This is a genomic window from Streptococcus suis, from assembly GCF_046032515.1.
Lineage (GTDB): Bacteria > Bacillota > Bacilli > Lactobacillales > Streptococcaceae > Streptococcus > Streptococcus suis_AL.
The window spans coordinates 1-21,295 of the sequence record NZ_JARQPJ010000028.1; the positions used below are offsets into that span (position 1 = coordinate 1).

The window sequence follows — 21,295 nt, forward strand, 5'->3', positions numbered from 1 at the left end:
GGGAAGTAGCTCAGCTTGGTAGAGTACTTGGTTTGGGACCAAGGTGTCGCAGGTTCGAATCCTGTCTTCCCGATTATTGTAAGAGAGCAGCAATGTTCTTTTTTAGCTCTTTGTCAACTGTAGTGGGTAGATGAAAAGCTAACACCTAGAGAGGACGAACTTCGTTCTCTCTTTTTTTGTGTTTAAGGTAATCAAAATTCGTTTGTCTAGTTTTCATCTTCCTGAAACCAAAGGCATTTTTTTAATGACTTTGATGAGATTGTTAGTTGTTTCTAATTTGGTGTTGGAAAATGTGAGTTTTGTTGTTTTTCAGTGTAGGTCGTAGGGGACTTTTTTCTACACTCAAAAAGGCTCTATATGACCATAGTGGGTTTACCCGTCATAGTCTTATAGGCCTTTTATTTTTTGCTTAGTTTAACAACCGCCTCGGTCCGTGCTGTATGGGGAAACATGTCGACAGATTGAATGTATTCTACCTTGTAGGCTTTGCTTAGCTCAACAAGGTCCCTTGCAAGAGTGGAGACGTTGCAGGATACATAGACCATTTTAGCTGGTTTGTAATCCAAAATGGTTTTGAGGAGCTTTTCGTCGAGTCCAGTCCGTGGAGGATCAACTACCAAGGCATCGGCCCTGTAGCCTTCTTGGTACCACTTTGGAATGATTTCTTCTGCTTTACCTGCCTCATAGTGGGTATTGGATAGTCCCATTCGCTTAGCGTTTGCTTTAGCATCCTCGATGGCTTCTGGAATAATGTCCATACCTCGAACAGATTTGACCTTTTTAGCAAAGGCGAAGCCGATTGTGCCCACGCCACAGTAGGCATCAATCAAGTCTTCATCTCCTGAAATGTCCAAAGCCTTGACGGCCTCGCCATAAAGAATTTCTGTTTGTTGGGGATTTAGTTGGTAAAATGCCCGTGGAGATAGTGAGAATTCGTAATCTAAAACAGCTTCATCGATAGCTTGTTCTCCCCATAAAATTTCTGTTTTTTCACCATAAATATCACTCGTTTTCTGTCTATTCCAGTTTAGAGCAATAGTGATTATACTTGGAAATTGACTGGTGAGTTCATCAATTAATTTAATAAGATTAACCTGACAGGAGGTGACAAAAATGACCTGAACCTGACCAGATTGACGGGCCCTGCGGACCATAACTGTGCGAATACCTTGTTCCTTGCGTTCGTTATAAATAGGAATGCGGTGCTTAGTTAGGAGGTCAGCAACGGTATTGATAATCTTCTGGGTTGCTTGGTCTTGAACGTAGCAGTCTGTAATACCAATCAAGCGGTGGGAATTTTCAGCATAGAGCCCAGCCTTGACCTTTCCTTTGAAAGAGCGGGTTTGGAATTGTAATTTTGCTCGGTAATGACTTGGTTGATCCATACCAATGGTTGGATGGATAGTATAATCCTCATAGCCAGCTGGCTTGAATTTTTTCAAGGCTTGTTGTAGCAAGTCTTGCTTGAAGTCCAGTTGCTTGTCATAACGGAGGTGCATGATTTGACAACCACCACAGGCTTGATAGATGTCACAGGCAGGTTTGACACGGAATTTTGATTCCTTGTTGATTTTTAACAATTTTGCTTCAACGAAATTTCGTTTGACCGAAGTGACCTGGCAATAGATTTCTTCTCCCTTGAGGGCACCAGGAACGAAGACTAGCGTTTTTTGATAAAAGCCGATTCCTTCGCCATTGATACCCATTCGCTTGATTTTCAAGGGAATTCGTTGGTTTACTTGTAGATTCATATTATTATTTTACCGAAAAATCCTGTATAATGAAAGAATGAGAATCACAAAAATTGAAAAGAAGAAACGGCTCTATCTCCTAGAAGTTGAGGGGCAGGAAAAGACCTATATTACGGAAGATACCATCGTTCGTTTTATGTTAAGTAAGGATAAGGAAATCACAGAAGAGGAATTTCAAGCTGTTCGGGATTTTGCTCAGTTTTCTTATGGGAAAAATCTAGCACTTTATTACCTTTCCTTCAAGCAACGTACCAAAAAAGAAGTTAGTGATTATCTAAAAAAATATGAAATTGAAGAAAACAATATTGTCAAGATTGTGACGGTATTAGAAGAGGAAAAATGGCTGGACGATGGGAATTATGTTGATAGCTATGTTCGTCAGAATGCTCTAAATGGAGATAAGGGACCAGCTATGATTCGTCAGAAGTTGATGCAGAAAGGAATTCCTAAACCGCTGATTGATAAAAGGCTGGCTGAGGAAGATTTTTCAGAGCTTGCTGGGAAGATTGGGGAGAAATTGGTGGGTAGATACCAAAGAAAATTGCCTCTTCGAGCTTTGCAAGATAAAGTTGTACAGGGATTGATGGGTAAGGGTTTTTCTTATGAGACGGCCAAACAAAGCCTGGGTCAGTTGGAACTTGTGGCTGATGAGGAAAATGAAGATGATTTAATCGCCAAGGAATTGGATAAGCAGTATAGAAAATATAGTCGTAAATATGAAGGCTATGAATTGAAGCGAAGGTTGATACAGGCTTTAGCTCGAAAGGGTTATGACTTTGATCGGATTCAGACGGTCCTTCGTGATTATCTGTGAAAAAATTTAGCCTAGGTTAGAAAAATATGATATAATAGTCAAGATAAATTGTAATTGTAGAAAGTTGGTAACAAAGTGAAATTACCAAAGGAAGGCGACTTTATTACAATTCAAAGTTATAAGCATGACGGTGAAATTCATCGCACTTGGCGTGACACCATGGTATTAAAAACAACGGAAAATGCTATTATTGGAGTCAATAATCATACCTTAGTGACTGAAAATGATGGTAGGCGTTGGGTAACAAGAGAACCAGCAATCGTTTATTTTCATAAAAAATACTGGTTCAATATCATTGCAATGATTCGTGAAAACGGAGTTTCCTATTATTGTAACCTTGCTAGTCCATATGTTCTCGACAATGAGGCACTCAAATACATTGATTATGACCTAGATGTTAAGGTCTTTGCTGATGGTGAAAAGAGACTGCTGGATGTGGATGAATATAAGCGTCATCGTAAGGCGATGAAGTATTCGGATGATATTGATTTTATTTTGAAGGAAAATGTCAAGATACTGGTTGATTGGATTAATAACCAGCGCGGACCATTCTCTCCAGCCTACGTTAATATCTGGTACAAACGCTATTTAGAACTGAGAAGTAGATAAAGTTAGAAAAGAAAATCCTGTTTTACAGGCTTTTTTCTTATTGTAAAGGAGGGGCTTATGGCCTTTGAACAAACAAATGGGCGCTATGCAAGTTTTGGAGTTGTGACCTCGCTTCCCGGGGAAGTGATTGATAGTTTCTGGTATGTTATTGATCACTACTTAAAAGGAGTTATTCCTTTGAAAAATGTAATCCGTTTTTCTATCAAAAATCGTCGTGGTAAGATTACGTTGGCCTTTTCGCAGGAAGGTTATAAAAATGTACTGGCTGTAGATTTAGGTAGTCGTTTTGATCCTTTTTATCCCTCAACAATCTTGGTAATGGACAAGCAGGGAAAAGAGACCATTACTTTGCCAGATGAGGTGACCTTGCTTTAGCTTGAAGAGCTGGTATTTTATCACCTAAGATATTGTTAATATATGAAATTTGGTGTAAAATAGATTTGTAAGCTTATGTGGGTTAGAAAGGAGGAGTCTATGGTTAGTCAAACTGTTGAGAAACCTCTCTATTTGCAGTTGGTTGATGAATTGGAAGTTGCAATTCGTGAGAGGATGGCTCCGAATGACAAGTTATTTTCAGAGCGTGAGTTGACACAGGTTTATGGTGTTAGTCGTATTACAGTTCGTTTGGCTTTGCAAGAATTGGAAAAACGTGGCTTAGTCTATAAGAAGCATGGTAAGGGAACCTATGTATCTGAGATTTCAGATACTGCAGTTGATTTGTCTCAGGCCTATAGTTTTACTGAGCAAATGAAAAAAATTGGGAAAGTACCGAGGACATCGATTTTATCCTTTGAATTGGTTAAGGCGTCGGACTATATTGCGCAGCATCTACAACTTAGTCAGGGTGAGGAAGTGTTTGAAGTTGAACGTTTGAGACTTGCAGATGAGGTTCCGATGATGTTGGAAAGGACATATGTTCCTGCCTCGCTATTTCCTGGATTAGCTGCTCAGCGAATGAAGTCAACTCCCTTGTATGAAATTTTCTCAGAGGATTATCATCAGGTGATTCGTTTGGCAGAAGAAGAGTTCTATGCAAGTATTGCTTTGGATAATGAAGCTAAGATACTCGGAATTCCAAGCAATAGTCCAGTACTTCATTTGGTAAGAAAAACCTATAATGATAAGAATAGAATTATCGAGTTTACGTTTAGTATTGCTAGAGCGGACCAGTTTCGTTACAAGATTACCCATCAACGGGGATATTAGAATTAATACTCTTCGAAAATCAAAATTATTCGTTGTCAAGAGCCTTGATGAAATCCAGTTCTATTTTCGGCTTTATTTCCTAGACTACTTTTGATTGTTATTGGATATGAAAAAACGCGGACGTTAGTCTGCGTTTTTTTAGCGATGATTGGCTGTAATTTCAAATTTGTAATACTTCCAGTGTTTGTAAGTTTCAGTATATTCCATCACTTCACCGCTAGTACTGTTAGTAGTTGTTTTGTTTTGTAGTACAGCTGGTTCAGTCGCTTTTAATTTCAAATGAGTGGCAACCTCTTTTGGACATGGGCTGACAATTTCATTCGTTTCTACAAATGGTTCCTCGGACATGTGGATATTGTAGTCTAGTTTGAAGCGTTGATAGATTGATTGATAGTGCTCGAGTGGAGCATCTGGATTCTGGATATATCGTTGAGGGATGTATGAATTGTGGAAGATGTATGGAGTGTCTTCTGCTGCGCGGACGCGTACAATTTTATAATAAAACTCATTCTTGTCAAGATTTAGTTTTTCAAGGATATCGGGTTTATTGCCTTTTTCGCACGAGAGAACAGTAACCTTATCCTTATCCATAGGAAAAATCTCAATATCAGAAAATTCTACAAGACGTCCTTTGCGTGAACGGGATACAAAGGTTCCTTTACCTTGTTGCCGAACGAGGTAGCCGTCTTTAACTAGTTCGTTTACTGCACGAATAACGGTGATAGAGCTAACGTTAAATAGTTTTGTTAATTCAGATTCTGTGTAAAATTTGTCGCCATTTTCAAATTTGCCAGAGATAATTTGCTGGCGTAAGTCGTTTTGTATAAGTTGGTACTTAGGTACTTTCATTACATATTCTTTCCTTTCTATGATTTATTATACTAAATGGTTGAGAAAAAATCAAAAAATATAGCTATTTTCTATAAAAAATTGAAGAGAAAACCTATACAATTCAATTGTTTAAATGAGTTTGTAATGAAATTCAAAGAAGTTTAAAAAAATTAAAAAAAGTACTGGACATAACCACAAAGAAATGTTATTATATTAACAGAAAGGTAAGCGGTAACAGCGGAGGAGACCTATGAAAGAATTTAAAATTAAAGATCAATTCTACATAAATGGAAAACCGTTTAAAATTTTATCTGGTGCTATCCATTATTTTAGGGTTCATCCGGATGACTGGTACCATTCCTTGTATAATTTAAAAGCTCTAGGTTTTAATACGGTTGAGACCTATGTTCCTTGGAATATGCATGAATCTCAAAAAGGTGATTTTTGCTATGAAGGGATTTTAAATGTTGAGCGTTTTTTAAAACTTGCTCAAGAATTAGGGCTTTATGCAATTGTTCGTCCTTCCCCCTATATTTGTGCAGAGTGGGAGTGGGGAGGTCTCCCCGCTTGGTTGATGCAGGAAGAGCTGAGGGTTCGTTCACATGACGAGCGCTACCTAAAGCACTTAGATGAATATTACGCTTCTCTTCTTCCTAAATTGGCCAAGTTCCAACTCGCACAAGGTGGTAATATCCTTATGTTCCAGGTAGAGAATGAATATGGTTCCTATGGTGAGGATAAGGAATACCTGAGAGCAGTAGCAAGTCTAATGAGGAAATATGGGTTAACAGCTCCCCTCTTCACCTCAGACGGTGCTTGGCGGGCGACGCTTCGAGCAGGAACGCTAATTGAAGATGACATCTTTGTGACGGGTAACTTTGGTTCGAGAGCCAGAGAAAACTTTGCCAACATGAAGGCTTTCTTTGAGGAACATGGTAAGAAGTGGCCCTTCATGTGTATGGAATTCTGGGATGGCTGGTTCAATCGCTGGGGCGATGAGGTCATTCGCCGTGATCCAGATGAGATGGTCGATGCTGTTATGGAATGTATTGAGTTGGGTTCTATCAATCTCTACATGTTCCATGGTGGAACTAATTTCGGTTTCATGAATGGGTGTTCAGCCCGCGGTCAGATTGATTTGCCACAGGTGACTTCTTACGATTACGATGCGATTTTAGATGAGGCTGGCAATCCAACCAAGAAATTCTATGCCTTGCAAAAACGTATGAAGGAAACCTATCCAGATTTGGACTATGCTGAGCCACTGGTAAAAGAAGCCAAGGCCTTTCCAAGTGTGAACTTGAAGGATAAGGTAAGCCTCTTTGCTGTAGCAGAAAATGTAAGCGATTACTCCTCTAGCTTCTATCCAAAAAATATGGAAGAACTGGGGCAATCGACGGGCTATATCCTCTATAGAACGCAGTTAGAGCGGGATAAGGAGGAGGCAGAACGGATTCGTGTCATCGATGCGCGTGACCGTATTCAAGTCTATGCGGATGGTTGTTTGGTTACCACACAATACCAGACAGAAATTGGTGAAGACATTGCACTAGAGTTTGCATCCAACCATGTTGAACTGGCTGTCTTGGTTGAAAACATGGGACGGGTCAATTATGGTCATAAGTTGACAGCACCGACACAGTCTAAAGGGTTGGGTCGTGGTGCCATAGCAGACCTGCACTATATTGGCAATTGGGATATGTATCCATTGCCACTGGATGATATTTCTGGTCTGGATTTCACGAAAGAGTGGCAGGAGGGTCAACCAGCCTTCTATCGCTATCAGTTTGAAGTGGAAGAACTGGCAGACACTTACTTAGACATGACAGGTTTTGGTAAGGGAGTTGTTTTCGTTAATAATGTAAATATTGGACGTTTTTGGGAAAAAGGACCTATCCTCTATCTCTATATTCCAAAAGGATACTTAAAGAAAGGAGCGAATGAAATTATCGTCTTTGAGACGGAAGGAAGATATAGAGAAAAGATTAGCTTTTCACAAAAACCCGTAATAAAAGAATTGTAGAGTCTTAAAGTAGACTTCTACTCAAAAGATTTATGGAGAAAAGGAGAAGAAAATATGGCAATTATTGCTACGCGTATTGATGGTCGTTTGATTCACGGTCAGGTTGCTAACTTATGGACGACGAAATTGAACATCGGTCGTATCATGGTTATCGATGATGCTGTTGCTCAAAATGACATTGAAAAACAAGGACTGAAATTAGCATGTCCTCCAGGCGTAAAATTATCGATTTTACCGATTGAAAAGGCTGCTAATAATATTAAGGAGGGCAAGTATGATAGTCAACGTCTCTTGATTGTTGCTCGTCGTCCAGAAAACTTCCTTCGCTTGGTAGAGTACGGGGTTGAGCTCCCTGAGTTGAACGTAGGGAATATGTCTCAAACTCCGGAAACTCGTTCTGTAACTCGTTCTATTAACGTTGTAGATAAGGATATTGCAGATTTTGATGCCTTGGCGGCTAAGGGTGTAAAATTATTTGCACAAATGGTACCTGGCGATTCACCAAAAGACTTTATGCCATTATTGGATAAGGTTAGATAACATTCGGATATTTTTGAAAAATTTAAAGGAGGATCACTATTATGCAATGGTGGCAAATATTACTTCTAACGCTCTACTCTGCTTACCAGATTTGTGATGAGCTGACCATCGTATCGTCAGCTGGATCACCAGTTTTTGCAGGGTTCATCTCTGGTTTAATCATGGGCGACATGGCAACAGGTTTGGCAATCGGTGCTAGCTTGCAGCTCATGGTACTTGGTGTAGGTACTTTCGGTGGTGCATCTCGTATCGACGCAACCTCTGGTGCGGTATTGGCAACTGCCTTCTCTGTATCACAAGGTATTGACCCTGAACTTGCGGTATCTACTATCGCGGTTCCAGTAGCAGCACTTCTTGTTTATACAGATATTGCTGGTCGTTTCTCAACTACTTTCTTTGCACACCGTGTAGATGCTGCGATTGAACGCTTTGACTACGCTGGTATCGAACGCAACTACTTGCTTGGTGCAATTCCTTGGGCACTTTCTCGTGCACTTCCAGTCTTCCTTGCTCTTGCTTTTGGTGGTGGGTTTGTAGATGCAATGGTTAAAACTATTGAACAATACCAATGGATTGCCAATGGTTTGACGCTTGCAGCTCGTATGCTTCCAGGTCTTGGATTTGCAATCTTGCTCCACTACCTTCCACTTAAACGTAACCTTCACTACTTGGCGGTAGGTTTCGCCCTTACAGCTATGTTGACTGTTCTTTACGGTAACGTATCAGCTTTGGGTGGTGCAGTTGCTGGTATCGTTGGCACTCTTCCTGAAGATGCAGGCGTAGCTTTTGTTAACAACTTCAAAGGCTTGTCAATGATCGGTATCGCTATTGTGGGTGCATTCCTTTCAGTGCTTCACTTCAAAAATAGCCAAAAAGTAACTGTGGTTGCTCCATCAAATTCAGAAAGTGGGGAAATTGAAGATGACGAAATCTAATTACAAATTAACAAAAGAAGATTTTAATCAAATCAACAAACGTAGTTTATTCACTTTCCAACTTGGTTGGAACTACGAGCGGATGCAAGCGTCTGGTTACCTCTACATGATTTTGCCACAATTGCGTAAAATGTATGGAGATGGTACTCCTGAGTTGAAGGAAATGATGAAACTACATACCCAGTTCTTCAATACTTCACCATTCTTCCATACCATCATCACAGGTATTGACTTGGCTTTGGAAGAAAGCGACGGTGTAGCTTCTAAAGACGCGGTTAACGGTATTAAGACTGGTTTGATGGGTCCATTTGCCCCAATCGGTGACTCTATCTTTGGTTCTCTTGTTCCAGCGATTATGGGTACTGTGGCAGCGACTATGGGTAAGGAAGGTTCTCCGGTAGGTATTTTCCTTTGGGTAGCCGTGGCTGTTGCATATGATATTTTCCGCTGGAAACAGTTGGAAGTTGCCTACAAAGAGGGGACTAAACTCATCACAACTATGCGTGATAAGTTAACAGCTCTTGTTGATGCAGCGTCTGTAATGGGTGTCTTCATGATGGGTGCCTTGATTGCAACTATGATTAACTTTGAAGTGACTTGGGCTCCACATGTAGGTGAGAAAGTGATTGACATTCAAGACTTGCTCAACACAATCTTCCCTCGCCTTGTTCCAGCTGTCTTTACAGGATTTGTCTTCTGGCTTCTTGGTCGTCGTGGCATGACTTCTACTAAAGCTATCTTGATTATCATCGCACTTGCAGTTGGACTTTCTGCAATCGGTCACTTCGTATTTGGTATGGCATAATGACTAGAAGTTTAGTATTAGTAAGTCATGGTATCTTCTGTGAAGAGTTGAAGAAATCTACTGAGATGATTATGGGTCCTCAGGAGGATATCTATACAGTAGCTCTTTTACCAGAAGAAGGTCCAGAAGACTTCCAGAAAAAATTTGAAGAAACAATTGCTAATCTAGATGACTTCGTTGTCTTCGCAGATTTGTTAGGCGGTACACCAGCCAATGTCGTATCACGAAAATTGATTGAAGGTGGGCAGTTTGACCTTTATGCAGGGATGAACATGCCAATGGTTATCGGTTTCTTGAACGGCATCCTGCTGGGAGAAGCTGTGGATTATGTAGAATTTGGGACAAGCAACCTAGTTCATGTCAATAGTCTATTAACAAGTGATGAAGATGAGTGAAAAACTCCAGTGGAGTTTTTCAGCCCGAGCTTAGAAATAAGAGAGCGAGGGAAGTCTAAGTGACTGTTTCAGCCCGAGCCTAGAAATAAGAGAGTGAGGCTAACTCAGCCGATTGTTACAGACGGATTTGATTTTCGTTAATTATAAACTGTTCTATAGTTGATAGGCTTTAAGTATCCTGAGACTGGGGAAACCCGGTCTCTTTTTGTATGGAGTATCATTTGTCATATTTCTTGTTACATTGCTCTATCCTATCATGTTGTGAAACTCCTTCCTACCATTCTTAGTCTATGGAGAGGAATAATAAAATGCCAGTGAATGAATCCATTCACATAAAGATCAAAAACAAAAATGACCAAATTTTCTGAAAATTTATTGACATTCACTTTTAAAGTGGTAACATGTAATGTGAGGAATCATTTTAAATACAAGGAGAATCCGATGAGAAGTGATATGATAAAAATCGGGATTGACAAGGCTCCAGCGCGTGGCTTATTATACGCGACAGGACAAGTGAAGTCTGCAAAGGATTTTCAAAAACCCTTTATTGCGATTTGCAATTCCTACATCGATATTGTACCTGGACATGTTCATTTGAGAGAGTTGGCGGATGTGGCAAAAGAAGCGATAAGGGAAGCTGGTGGGATTCCGTTTGAGTTTAACACCATTGGGGTTGATGACGGTATTGCCATGGGACACATTGGAATGAGATACAGTTTACCTTCAAGGGAATTGATAGCAGATGCGGCTGAAACAGTCATCAATGCGCATTGGTTTGATGGAGTTTTTTATATCCCAAACTGCGATAAGATCACTCCTGGAATGATTTTAGCAGCTATGCGAACCAATGTTCCAGCAGTGTTCTGTTCTGGAGGACCTATGAAGGGTGGTGTCGATATGACAGGGCATCATGCCAGCCTTTCTAGTCTATTTGAGGCAGTTGGTAGCTACCAAGCTGGGGAAATGTCAGAACAGGAGTTTGAATTTCTAGAAAAAAATGCTTGTCCAACTTGCGGTTCTTGTTCGGGAATGTTTACAGCCAATTCAATGAATTGTTTGATGGAGGTATTGGGACTTGCATTGCCAGGGAATGGTACAATTCTTGCAGTGTCGGATGAACGACGAGAACTTGTTCGTCAAGCGGCCAAATATTTAATGGAAAATGTTAAAAAGAATATTAAACCTAGAGACATTGTAACGAAAGAAGCAATAGATGATGCGTTTGCTTTGGATATGGCAATGGGAGGGTCAACGAATACAGTATTACACACGCTAGCCATTGCCAGAGAAGCTGGGATTCCCTATGATTTGAAAGATATTAATGAAATCGCTGAAAAAACACCTTATCTTTCTAAATTATCTCCGTCATCAGCTTACACTATGCATGATGTACATGAGGCGGGAGGGGTTTCAGCGATTATCAATCAATTGATTAAGAATGGTTCTATCAAAGGGGATCGCATAACTGTAACAGGTAGAACTTTGAAAGAGAATGTTTCAGGTTGTGAGATTAAGAATGAAGAGGTTATTCATCCATTAGATCATCCATACTCACCAGTTGGTGGCTTATCCATTCTTTATGGGAATATTGCCCAAGATGGTTCCGTTATTAAGGTAGGTGGGGTAGACCCTTCTGTAAAAACATTTAAAGGTGAGGCTCTTTGCTTTGACTCTCAAGATGAAGCGCTTGAGGCAATTGATAATGGTACAGTTCAGAAAGGTCATGTTGTCGTGATTCGTTACGAGGGGCCACAAGGCGGACCTGGAATGCCAGAAATGTTAGCTCCTACTTCAAAAATTGTCGGTCGAGGTTTGGGGAAAGATGTTGCACTTATAACGGATGGTCGTTTCTCTGGTGCAACTAGAGGGATTGCGATTGGTCACATCTCTCCAGAGGCAGCTGCTGGTGGAAACATTGCTTTGATTGAGGATGGAGATGAGATTGCGATTGATTTGATCAATCGTACGATAGATGTTCTTGTGGATGATGAAGTACTTGCTGAACGTCGTCGTCTCTTAAAATCATTCAAGCCTAAAATAGCAAGTGGTTGGCTGCGTCGTTATACACGTTTTGCTTCTTCGGCCAACTTTGGTGGTTCGATGATGACCGATGAGGAGTTTGCAGAACGCCAAGCAGAGCGCTAGAATAATTAGTATAAAATGAAAAAGGAATTCTTGTAGATTCCTTTTCATTATGGTCTATTAATGATATACTATTCATATATTAAATCAATAAAAATAGGAGTTCGTATGATTGAACAAAGTCAGTTTGGAAAGGGAGAAGCCCTTCATTTCTTCCTTTCGAATGCTAATGGTATGAAGGTTGGTTTGACAAATTTTGGAGCTCGTATCGTTGAAGTTCTTCTTCCTGTTGAGGAAGATGGAGGGTTTCGGAATGTTAGCCTTTCTGCTTCAACAGATGAGGAGTATAGACGAACAGATTTGTACCCTGGTTCTACAATTGTTCCAGTTGCAGGTCGTATTTCGGGGGCACAAACAGAAATAAATGGAGTGAAGTACTGTTTTACAGAAAATGAGTCGGGTCGAACCCTCCATGGTGGGATTGATACTGCAAATGAGCAATACTGGGAGACAAGTGTAGATCAGGAGAATAATCAAGTTACCTTTGGTATTACCTTAAAGGATGGTTTTAATGGTTTTCCAGGCGATGTGATGGTCAAGGCAATTTATCGTCTGACAGATTCCAATGAGCTCATGGTTGAGTACCGGGCTGTTTCGGAGCGTGATACGATTTTTAATCCGACCAACCATATCTATTTCAACTTGACTGGTGATTTTCAACGGTCAGTTGCCGAGCACCGTATTAAAATTGCTGCCAATCACTATGCTCCGCTTGGGGAGGATAACCTGCCCACGGGTGTCTTAGAAGATGTGACAGGGACGCCGTTTGATTTTAGAGATTTTGCGCCTTTTTCTCAGGGATTTGATAGCCAATATCCTCAAAATGTGTTGGTAAAAGGCTATGACCATCCGTGGCTATTGGATGAGGTAGATGTGCCTGTGCGCGTGGTTAGTCCAGATGGGAAAGTCGAACTCAGTGTCCGCACCAATCAGCCTTCTGTCGTCATTTATACCTACAATTATCCTGTGGAGGAATTGGCTACTTTTCACGGGGCATTCAGTCTGGAATGTCAGGCTCTGCCTAATGCCTGCAACCAAGACGGGTTTGGTTCAATTTTATTGGAAAAAGGACAGGATTTCCTGTCACAAACGATTTACCAGTTTAGATGGTAATGGTAAAAGGCTGGGCAAAAAGCCCAGCACCGCTTCTCAACGTTAGTGTCAACATCTCAGCGCAGTGGTTGATTGGGTTTAACAGTCCAGTGGACTGTTAAAGGTTGGAGATAGGATTTGCGAAGCAAATCTCAGCAATTCGTGTTTTACACTCCAAATCTGACCATTACGACTGATGCGAACAGAGTTCGCTTCATTTCCAACCTCCAACAGTCACTACTCTGACTGTTGGAGCTATGCGGGGGTGGGAGTGAAACAGTCTGGGAATAGACTGTTTCAGCTCAACAACTAGAAATAAAGACTTGTTGACGAACTCTTCTATGAATGGTCGAGTTCTTATACGAAAACTCAAAAGAATGCAAAAACTCCCTCCCTATGATATAATCAAAGCGAAAAAATTTTTGTATTTAGGCTACTAGCTCGTCTCTAGTAGTCTTTTTCTGTGCTAAAAATTCAGGATACGTTATCTGCTCTTTTAAGAGGATATAAGCTATTTTTAATAATTGATGTGCGAGTGCAATTGTTGCTTTTTGTGAACCACGCCGACTTTGAATCTGATAAAATCGGTCTGCTAAAGGACTTCCTTTTTGTTTTTTGACAGCGAAAGCGGCTTGGCATAAACATTTCTTCAAATAAGAATTTCCGTGTCGAATCTTGGTACTTCGTTTTTTACCAGCACTCTCATTATTATCTGGACAAAGTCCAGCCCCAGAAGCTAAATGTCCAGCAGTGGGAAACTGACTCATGTCAACACCAACCTCAGAAATGATAACAGAAGCTGTAATGACATCAATGCCTGGGATGGAATCCAATATTTCTACATGGTTTTCATATTGTGATAGATAGACATTCATTCGCTCTTCCAACAACTCAATCTGCTTCTGATAAAAATCATAAATCTCTAAGGACTGCTTTAACATGAAGCGATGATGGTCAGAAAAATAGCCATCCAAGGCTTCCAGAAGCTGCGGCACTTTCTTCTTCAAGCTGGTATAAACGGATTGATGGACAATGCGAGGTGTAATAGGCGTCCCATCAACCAGCAGCTGAAGGAGATTGCGACCAGATAGCCCCATAATATCTTCGATATAGGTTGTTAGCTTGATACCACCTGACTGAAGAATTTTATGGATACGGTTTGTTTCTCGATTGCGACTTTCCACATAATGTTTTCGTTGTCTGGTCAACTCCCTCAATTCTTGAATGGTTTCATCGGGAACGAAACTCCGAGGAAGCAGACCAATCCGTGTTAATTTGGCAATCCAGTGAGCATCTTTCTTGTCGGTTTTCTGTCCTGGAATAGCCTTCATGTGGGCTGGTTGAGCGAGTATCAACTCGAAGTCATCACATAGAGCATGCCAGACAGGTCGCCAATAAACACCTGTGCTTTCCATACCAACAGCTTCCACATGAAATTGACTGAGAAAATCGTGGCAAGCACGTAGCCCTTTAGTCGTTGTATCAAACGTAGCCGTCTCACGCTTTGGACGAGTTGAGGTGAGAGGTCCGTGTAGGATACAGACAACGATATTGGCTTGATGGACATCAATACCTGCACAAGATTGATAGAGAACATCCATGAAAATTCCCTCCTTCTAAAAATTAGAGAGCTTATCTACCGAATTTTAGTCGTATTTTTATACTCATGCCTATCGCATATTTGGGGGTGCTCGTCAGTAGAGTGGGTTAGTTTTTCTCGCGATGACTAACATCATTAACTCGTCAACCACAAAGCCCTCACTAAGATTATACACCTAGTGAGGGCTTTATGTTCGTTTTCATTATTCTGTGGGTGAGGGCGGAGCCATCATGGATGTCTTTCCCACTCCCTTTCATTTTCTTAGGTAGACGATAAGTAGTATAAAAAGAGTTTGTACTGGTAAAGTGTACAAACTCTTTTTATATAAAACGGAAGTAAATCGCTGATTATCGTCAATATCCTATCCTAGCAGGCTAACTACAATTGGAATGACGACTACAAAGAGGATGGTGGAAGTTGTGACTACATTTGTCGCATACTGTACGTCACCTTTACCTTCATTGGCCAAAATGGGTAAGACAGCCAGTCCAGGAACTGCAGCCTGTACCATGAAAGTATTGTATTCAATACGAGGCAACTGACTTCCCCACAAGGCTAAAATGAGATACATTAAAATAGGGGATAGGAGGAAACGTCCTATGAGTGCTAGTACTGTATCTCTATCGAAGCGAATAGAGGATAGACCTGCTTTCGATAGGACGATACCGATATAAATAAGAGAAAGTGGGGTTACAATATTACCAATATAGCTGAGAGTACTGTCTACAAAGGTAGGGACAGGAATCTTAAAGAACAAAAAGAACAAGGAGATGATAAAGCCAACAAGAGGAGCTGGCAGTAACTTTCTCCAATTGAAGTTTCCTTTTTGTTTATCTTCGGGATTTTTAGCATCTTGTGCGATTAACAAGGCACCAAATGCCCAAGTAGAAATGGTATTGGTAATATAATACACTAAGAAATAGGAAATCGAGTTGTCGCCAAAGAGGGCGATATTCAAAGGAAGTCCGATAAATATGGTATTGGCATTGGCAAACATATTGAGCAGGACTCCCCGTCGTCCTGCAGGAACCTTAAAAATCTTGATGACAAGGTATCCAGCCAGATAGGCTAGTATAACTCCGCCAAATGTGAAGAGTAGACCTGGGGCTACTTCTATCAGCTTATCCAAGGTCAGATATTTTAAAACAGAGATAAAGATAGATGCCGGAAGTGCTACGTTCATGACGAGACGAGAAATATTTGCTCCAAATTCCTTACCGAACCACTCCTTTTCATTGAGATAGAAGCCAAGGGCTATGATAAAGATAATAGGGAAAATATTTTCAATTGAAGTGAGAATCTGTACCATTTTTACCCTCTGGCTTAATATTTTGGATACCATTTAAGATTTTGTACAGCTTCTTCCATATCTCCTTCGACTTGCGCTAAACCTTGTTCTTGAGCTTTTTTGGCAACAGCGTTTGCCACGTTGATAGAGAATTCAGTCAAGCGAGAAACAGGAGGAAGCACTGGAGCTCCGGGCTTACCATTATCCACCAAACCACTGAGTGAGCGTGCTGCAGCGCCAATCATTTGGTCGGTCAATAGTTTTGCCTTAGAAGCCATGACGCCAAGACCAAGACCTGGATAGATTAAGGCGTTATTGGCTTGACCAATTTGATAGGTGACTCCATTGTAGTTGATGTCATCTGACGGGATACCGGTTGCCACAAAGGCCTTTCCGTCTGACCACTTAATTAGGTCCTCAGCAGTTGCCTCGGCCAGCTTAGTCGGATTGCTGAGAGGGAAAATAATAGGATGCTCGGTAAACTTACACATGTCCTCAACAATTTCTTGAGTAAAGGTATTTGGTTGTGTTGAAGTACCTACTAAGATAGTTGGTTTGACAGTCTTGACGACGGCAGTGAGGTTTGTGAGTTCCTCACTATTTTCAAATTCAGAGCGTTTGCGAGCAAATGGTCGTTGCTCCGGAGTCAAGTCATCCATGTCATCGAATAACAGACCTTGTTTATCAACCATGTAGAAACGGTCGTAGGCCTCTTCTTCTGACAAACCTTCGTTGATCATTTCAAGGAGGACACGGTGGGCAATGCCAGCACCGGCAGTACCTCCACCAAAGCAGAGGTAACGTTGATCGAGTAATGATTCACCAGAAATATCAAGTGCTCCGTAGATACCTGCTAAGGTAATAATTCCTGTACCTTGAATATCGTCGTTAAATGTAGGGATTTTGTCTTTGTATTTATTTAAGATATTTGCTGCATTACCGCGACCGAAATCTTCCCAATGCAGATAGAGGTCAGGGAAGAGCTCCAAAGCAGTTTCAACAAATTGATCAATAAAGCTATAGTAGGCCTCTCCACGAATGCGCTCATGTCGATTGCCAAGATAGAATGGATGTTCCAAAAGCTCAGGGCGATTGGTACCAGCATCAATGACAACTGGAAGAACACTAGTAGGATCTATTCCTGCAGCAGCAGTATAAATCATCAATTTGCCGATGGCAATGTCAACACCTTGTGTGCCCCAATCGCCAATACCCAGAATTCCTTCTGCGTCAGTGACAACAATCAGACGAACTTTACGGTCTCCTGCAGCATTTTTTAAACTATCTCGAATATCCTCAGGATGTTCAACAGACAAAAAGGCTGCATATTGAGGGTCTACAAAGAGATCACTGTATTGTTCGATGGACTCAGCAATGACAGGGTCATAAACCACTGGATTGAATTCTACAATGTGTTGGTTGAAAAGGTAGTAGAAAAGTGTTCGATTGGTATTGAAAATTTCCATCAAGAAATGTCTTTTCTCAATATTAGAATCTTTTCGTTGGTAGTGTGCATAAGCCTGTGCAGCTTGTTCTTCAATAGTTTGTACATGAGGAGGTAATAGCCCGACTAGTCCAAGCTCCTTACGTTCTTCAAGAGAAAATGAGGTTCCTTTATTCAAAAAAGGGTCATTTAAAATATGATGTCCGTTCATAGAGACCTCCAAATCAATAAGTTATAGTCACTGAGTGACTGGCGAAAGTTTACAATCTAAGCCAATATGTATTAGCTCGATTTACTCTCTATTATAGCATGGAACGGTATCGAAAACAATACTAAGTATCATACAAGAGGTTACTCTGTATCATAAAAAACAGTATGATATAGGTACTATGACAGAAACAAATTATCTCCAAAAATACGTTGCTAAAAAAGTCAAATATCACAGGACCCAACAAGGATTGAGCCAAGAAAAATTGTCTGAGAAAGCTGGTTTGGGACTCAAGTATGTCAATAATATTGAAAATAAAAATTATAATCTCAGATTGCAGACTTTGGAAAAAGTGATTGAGGCTTTAGGGATGACCCCAGAGGAGTTTTTTGATTTCTCTAGCCTGGAGGGTAAAACTGAGCCAGATACAAAATTGAGTATCCGACGATTGACAATGAAGCTAAAACAACTACCGAAGGAAAAGCAGGAATCCTTTTTAATGGTTTTTGAGACGATTTTGGATAATTTGGATTAAATAGAATAGATAGTATAAAAGGAATTGAATTCTATATGAAGAGGATTCAATTTTTTTTGTTCCTTATTAGGAAATAGATGGAATACTTGTTTATCAAGATGGCACTCTATTTCAAAGAGGAGGGTAAAGATTATTTTGATATTGGTATGGCCCCTTTGTCGAATGTAGGAACTCGTGACCATTCATTTTGGCAAGAAAAAGTGGGGTACCTCATTTATCAGTTTACGAGTCGCTTTTATTCCTTTAGTGGCCTAAGGAAATATAAAGAAAAGTTTAGACCGGACTGGGAAGCGAAATGCATTTCCTATCCACGGTCGACATGGTTAGTTTTTACTATGCTGGTGCTGTTACAGATTGATAATAGGAAGGTAAAGCCGAAGTAGGCTGAGAATGACATGGTATAGTAGTAAGCCAACTCAATAGATTTCGGCTTCCTGTCACAAATGATTTACAGTTCAGATGGTAGGGAATTGGTAGGGAATTGGCTCTAACTCAGGAGTTAGGGCTTTTCTTTTGCCAAAAATGTGATATAATAAGTCAGTATGCTTATTCAAGCACAAAAGAGGAATCCTATGACAAAAGAAGCAGAATTTTTAAAAGAATTTGAGGCTTGGGTCAACACTCAGGTCATGGTAAACGAGATGGCGGTTGAAGAAAGTCGTCGTGTCTTGGAAGAAGACAAGGATGAGCGGGCAGCGGATGCTTATATTCGTTATGAGAGCAAGCTCGATGCCTATCGATTCATTCAAGGGAAATTTGCTAACTACCATGCTGGTAAAGGTTTTCATGATTTACCAGATGAGTTGTTTGGTCAAAGGCATTATTAATCAGACGGGAGAGATGAAAAATGGGAAAAAAGAAAGTAAATCGTAAAAAAGTTTTGAAAAAACAATTGGCAGATTTGAAACGTGCGGGTCGTGTAGGTCTTGAAAGAGCTGCAGAGGTAGTAGAGACAGTTGCTCACAAGGCTGAGGCTGTAGTAGAGCATGCTGTGGAACAAGTGAAAGAAGTTGCCACAGAGGTGACTTCTTCAGCGACTTCATTGGAAGACTTTTTGGCGCTTCCTGAGTTGGAAGGCATTGCGGCAGCACGTTTGGAAACCTTCTACGAAGCAGGTATTCAATCTGTGGCTGATTTTGCAAACCATACAGAAAAAGAGCTCTTGGCTCTTAAAGGCATTGGGCCTGCAACCATCAAGCAGTTGAAAGAAAAAAGGATTGAGTTGAAAGCTTAAATCCCTTGCTTTTCAAGGTGCAATTTGTTACAATAAAGCCATTCAGAGGTGTTTTGAGCCCATTTGTCACAGGAAGCGGTGGTACTGAGAAATCCGCACAAATGTCAAAACTGGTTGCTGATGATGTGAATCGAATAAACAAAGTGCAGATATTTGTAATCTATCTGAACAAGGGTGGTACCGCGGAATAACTTCGTCCCTGTCTAGCAAGTCTAGGCAGGGATTTTCATTTGAAAAGGAGAAATATGCTACATCATGTTGAAATTTACGTTTCTGACTTGGAAACTTCGCGTGCATTTTACGACTTTCTCCTGACCAAGCTGGGCTACTCGCTCTATCAGGAGTGGGAGGAAGGGCTATCTTATAAAAAAGCAGAGCAGTACCTGGTCTTTGTCCGAACGCCACCGAATTTCCTAGAGGCAGGTTATCACCGCTGTCGCACTGGTCTCAATCATCTAGCTTTTCATGCGGGAACACCGGATGACATTGACCAATGGCGGAAGGAATTTTTGATCAGACGAGTCAAATTGCTGTATGATGATCGCTATCCACATGCAGGAGGATCAGATCACTATGCCCTCTATTTGGAAGACCCGGACGGGATTAAGATAGAGTTGGTGGGGGAGGAAAGGAAATAAAAGATATGACAGTAAAACAAGGATTTGATACTGCTAAGTTTTATTATGGTTTCCCCGTATTCATTTTAGGCTATAAGGACGAGCAGCATTTATATAACATTACTACATGTAGTTCCTCTTATAGTCTAGGAGATATGGTGGTGGTTGGCATGTTTCAAGGTAGCAACGCTGCTGAACAAATAGCCAAGTTTGGTGAATTTACCTTAAATCTTACCACTGTGGAACAGGGCTATTTGATGGAAAAAGCGGGATTTTTGCATAAACGGGAAAAGATAAATTTGCTTAATGCAGAAATTATCCCCGCTGAAACAGTTGATGCTCCCAGTCTAGTTGCTTGTCCGATTACATTAGAGTGTCGAGTTGAGCGAGTCCAATCATTTGATGGTTATGTTAACTTCACAGCTCGTGTTTTGAAACGTACAGTGGATGAAACTTTGTTAGATGACAAGGGAAATTTTAAAAGTTTAGAATTCAATCCTTTGCTTTATATGGGAGATGGACATGAAAGAATTTATCGCTATCTAGAAAGGGGGACATCTGAAAAATTGGGTACCTTTATTAAGAAAAAAAGGGAGCTGGATAGGAGTGCACGCTTAAAGTAGGAGGTCATATGAATCTAATTATTATTGGAGCACAAGCTTCTGGCAAGATGACCGTTGGGCAGGAAGTTGCGAAGTTGACAGGGATGACCCTTTTTCATAATCACGATTCGATTGATTTTAGCCTACGTTTTATTCCAGAATTTTCTGAGGATATGTTTGACCTCAATACACGTATTACATTTGCTGTTTATGATGTGTTTGCTAGGTCAAACCGCCCACTAATTGGAACTGCCTTGATTAATTTTAAAAATCCCATAGATGTTCAATTTCTTACAACAGTTCAGACGATTTTTCATCATCATGGTCAGGAAATTTTATTTGTTGAATTGGAAACTGCTTTAGAAGAACGTCTGCGGCGTAATCGGACAGAAAATCGACTGACCCATAAACCTTTGAAACGAAACATTGAAGTTTCAGAGGCTGAGATTCTTTCTACAGCTGATACATGTCAATATACCTCATTAGGCATTCCAGAGGGCATTCAGCATTATCTCAAAATTAATAATACCCATCTTTCTGCCAATGACGTAGCTCAACTGATTATCCAAAAAATGGAGGAGCTTGAGCAAGAACAAACGAAATAGCCAGCCCAAAGGACTGACT

General features: G+C 40.6%; 23 protein-coding genes, 1 tRNA gene and 1 pseudogene. 19 read left to right on the forward strand and 6 right to left on the reverse strand.

The features are described 5' to 3' along the window. Positions 1–73, forward strand: a tRNA-Pro gene (locus tag P7J49_RS10410). Between the two features lie 65 nt (positions 74–138). Here P7J49_RS10410 and P7J49_RS10415 read toward each other — a convergent pair. Together P7J49_RS10415 and rlmD are read right to left on the reverse strand one after the other, a co-directional pair. Continuing rightward, a pseudogene (locus tag P7J49_RS10415) lies at positions 139–300 on the reverse strand (transposase); the annotation flags it as partial. Between the two features lie 98 nt (positions 301–398). After that, on the reverse strand, positions 399–1,751 hold the full coding sequence (rlmD, locus tag P7J49_RS10420; protein WP_408570628.1) for a 23S rRNA (uracil(1939)-C(5))-methyltransferase RlmD: 1,353 nt from the start codon (positions 1,749–1,751) through the stop codon (positions 399–401). A 37-nt stretch (positions 1,752–1,788) separates the two neighbouring features. Here rlmD and recX point away from each other — a divergent pair, with 37 nt between their 5' ends. From recX to P7J49_RS10440, 4 genes are all read left to right on the forward strand, one after another. Further along, the gene (gene recX / locus P7J49_RS10425) at positions 1,789–2,565 is read left to right on the forward strand and encodes a recombination regulator RecX (RefSeq protein ID WP_408570629.1); all 777 of its coding nucleotides are present in this window, start codon (positions 1,789–1,791) and stop codon (positions 2,563–2,565) included. Positions 2,566–2,640: 75 nt separating this feature from the next. Next, positions 2,641–3,174: a DUF402 domain-containing protein gene (locus tag P7J49_RS10430; RefSeq protein ID WP_024375910.1), complete on the forward strand. Its 534-nt coding sequence runs from the start codon at positions 2,641–2,643 to the stop codon at positions 3,172–3,174. A gap of 57 nt (positions 3,175–3,231) precedes the next feature. Further along, on the forward strand, positions 3,232–3,549 hold the full coding sequence (locus tag P7J49_RS10435; RefSeq protein WP_408570630.1) for a DUF960 domain-containing protein: 318 nt from the start codon (positions 3,232–3,234) through the stop codon (positions 3,547–3,549). A 99-nt stretch (positions 3,550–3,648) separates the two neighbouring features. Beyond that, on the forward strand, positions 3,649–4,380 hold the full coding sequence (locus tag P7J49_RS10440) for a GntR family transcriptional regulator (protein ID WP_004194101.1): 732 nt from the start codon (positions 3,649–3,651) through the stop codon (positions 4,378–4,380). A gap of 138 nt (positions 4,381–4,518) precedes the next feature. Here the strand turns inward: P7J49_RS10440 and P7J49_RS10445 are convergent, their stop codons facing one another. Then, positions 4,519–5,229, reverse strand: a complete 711-nt coding sequence (locus P7J49_RS10445; RefSeq protein WP_015646515.1) for a GntR family transcriptional regulator — start codon at positions 5,227–5,229, stop codon at positions 4,519–4,521. A 232-nt stretch (positions 5,230–5,461) separates the two neighbouring features. Here P7J49_RS10445 and P7J49_RS10450 point away from each other — a divergent pair, with 232 nt between their 5' ends. The 7 genes from P7J49_RS10450 to P7J49_RS10480 all read left to right on the forward strand — a co-directional run bounded on the left by P7J49_RS10450 (position 5,462) and on the right by P7J49_RS10480 (position 13,164). After that, positions 5,462–7,234, forward strand: a complete 1,773-nt coding sequence (locus P7J49_RS10450; protein ID WP_408570631.1) for a glycoside hydrolase family 35 protein — start codon at positions 5,462–5,464, stop codon at positions 7,232–7,234. 54 nt (positions 7,235–7,288) lie between these two features. Continuing rightward, entirely contained in the window at positions 7,289–7,774 is a 486-nt protein-coding gene (locus P7J49_RS10455) for a PTS system mannose/fructose/N-acetylgalactosamine-transporter subunit IIB (RefSeq protein ID WP_004194095.1), read from the forward strand. Positions 7,775–7,812: 38 nt separating this feature from the next. Next, complete coding sequence (locus tag P7J49_RS10460; RefSeq protein WP_024375914.1) at positions 7,813–8,709, forward strand: PTS mannose/fructose/sorbose/N-acetylgalactosamine transporter subunit IIC; 897 nt, start codon at positions 7,813–7,815, stop codon at positions 8,707–8,709. Beyond that, positions 8,696–9,514, forward strand: coding sequence for a PTS system mannose/fructose/sorbose family transporter subunit IID (locus tag P7J49_RS10465; RefSeq protein ID WP_004195637.1), 819 nt, complete (start codon positions 8,696–8,698; stop codon positions 9,512–9,514). The genes P7J49_RS10460 and P7J49_RS10465 overlap by 14 nt, the downstream gene beginning before the upstream one ends. Next, on the forward strand, positions 9,514–9,909 hold the full coding sequence (locus P7J49_RS10470; RefSeq protein WP_044674758.1) for a PTS sugar transporter subunit IIA: 396 nt from the start codon (positions 9,514–9,516) through the stop codon (positions 9,907–9,909). Before P7J49_RS10465 ends, P7J49_RS10470 begins: the two co-directional genes overlap by 1 nt. Positions 9,910–10,350: 441 nt before the next feature. Further along, a complete protein-coding gene (gene ilvD, locus P7J49_RS10475; protein ID WP_408570632.1) occupies positions 10,351–12,054 on the forward strand; it encodes a dihydroxy-acid dehydratase in 1,704 nt (567 codons plus the stop codon). Positions 12,055–12,159: 105 nt separating this feature from the next. Next, a complete protein-coding gene (locus tag P7J49_RS10480) occupies positions 12,160–13,164 on the forward strand; it encodes an aldose epimerase family protein (RefSeq protein ID WP_408570633.1) in 1,005 nt (334 codons plus the stop codon). A gap of 407 nt (positions 13,165–13,571) precedes the next feature. Here the strand turns inward: P7J49_RS10480 and P7J49_RS10485 are convergent, their stop codons facing one another. The 3 genes from P7J49_RS10485 to P7J49_RS10495 all read right to left on the reverse strand — a co-directional run bounded on the left by P7J49_RS10485 (position 13,572) and on the right by P7J49_RS10495 (position 17,686). Beyond that, on the reverse strand, positions 13,572–14,744 hold the full coding sequence (locus P7J49_RS10485) for an IS110 family transposase (protein WP_408570634.1): 1,173 nt from the start codon (positions 14,742–14,744) through the stop codon (positions 13,572–13,574). A gap of 360 nt (positions 14,745–15,104) precedes the next feature. Then, on the reverse strand, positions 15,105–16,052 hold the full coding sequence (locus tag P7J49_RS10490) for an AEC family transporter (protein WP_408570635.1): 948 nt from the start codon (positions 16,050–16,052) through the stop codon (positions 15,105–15,107). A gap of 14 nt (positions 16,053–16,066) precedes the next feature. Next, positions 16,067–17,686 carry a malolactic enzyme gene (locus P7J49_RS10495; RefSeq protein WP_408570636.1) on the reverse strand — a complete coding sequence of 540 codons (1,620 nt, stop codon included), beginning with the start codon at positions 17,684–17,686 and terminating at the stop codon, positions 16,067–16,069. Between the two features lie 178 nt (positions 17,687–17,864). Between P7J49_RS10495 and P7J49_RS10500 the strand changes: the two genes are divergently transcribed. The 7 genes from P7J49_RS10500 (at position 17,865) to P7J49_RS10530 (ending at position 21,276) form a co-directional block, all read left to right on the forward strand. Beyond that, the gene (locus P7J49_RS10500) at positions 17,865–18,218 is read left to right on the forward strand and encodes a helix-turn-helix domain-containing protein (RefSeq protein ID WP_004298697.1); all 354 of its coding nucleotides are present in this window, start codon (positions 17,865–17,867) and stop codon (positions 18,216–18,218) included. Between the two features lie 77 nt (positions 18,219–18,295). Then, the gene (locus P7J49_RS10505) at positions 18,296–18,601 is read left to right on the forward strand and encodes a phosphatidylglycerol lysyltransferase domain-containing protein (protein ID WP_408570637.1); all 306 of its coding nucleotides are present in this window, start codon (positions 18,296–18,298) and stop codon (positions 18,599–18,601) included. Between the two features lie 189 nt (positions 18,602–18,790). After that, positions 18,791–19,045 (forward strand): DUF1912 family protein, encoded by a 255-nt coding sequence (locus tag P7J49_RS10510; protein ID WP_044767447.1) that lies wholly within the window; start codon positions 18,791–18,793, stop codon positions 19,043–19,045. 20 nt (positions 19,046–19,065) lie between these two features. Next, positions 19,066–19,452, forward strand: a complete 387-nt coding sequence (locus P7J49_RS10515) for a helix-hairpin-helix domain-containing protein (protein WP_408570638.1) — start codon at positions 19,066–19,068, stop codon at positions 19,450–19,452. Positions 19,453–19,697: 245 nt separating this feature from the next. Continuing rightward, on the forward strand, positions 19,698–20,090 hold the full coding sequence (locus P7J49_RS10520; RefSeq protein ID WP_408570639.1) for a VOC family protein: 393 nt from the start codon (positions 19,698–19,700) through the stop codon (positions 20,088–20,090). 5 nt (positions 20,091–20,095) lie between these two features. Next, entirely contained in the window at positions 20,096–20,692 is a 597-nt protein-coding gene (locus P7J49_RS10525) for a flavin reductase family protein (protein ID WP_024379597.1), read from the forward strand. 8 nt (positions 20,693–20,700) lie between these two features. Further along, the gene (locus P7J49_RS10530) at positions 20,701–21,276 is read left to right on the forward strand and encodes a shikimate kinase (protein WP_408570640.1); all 576 of its coding nucleotides are present in this window, start codon (positions 20,701–20,703) and stop codon (positions 21,274–21,276) included. Positions 21,277–21,295 lie beyond the last annotated feature (19 nt).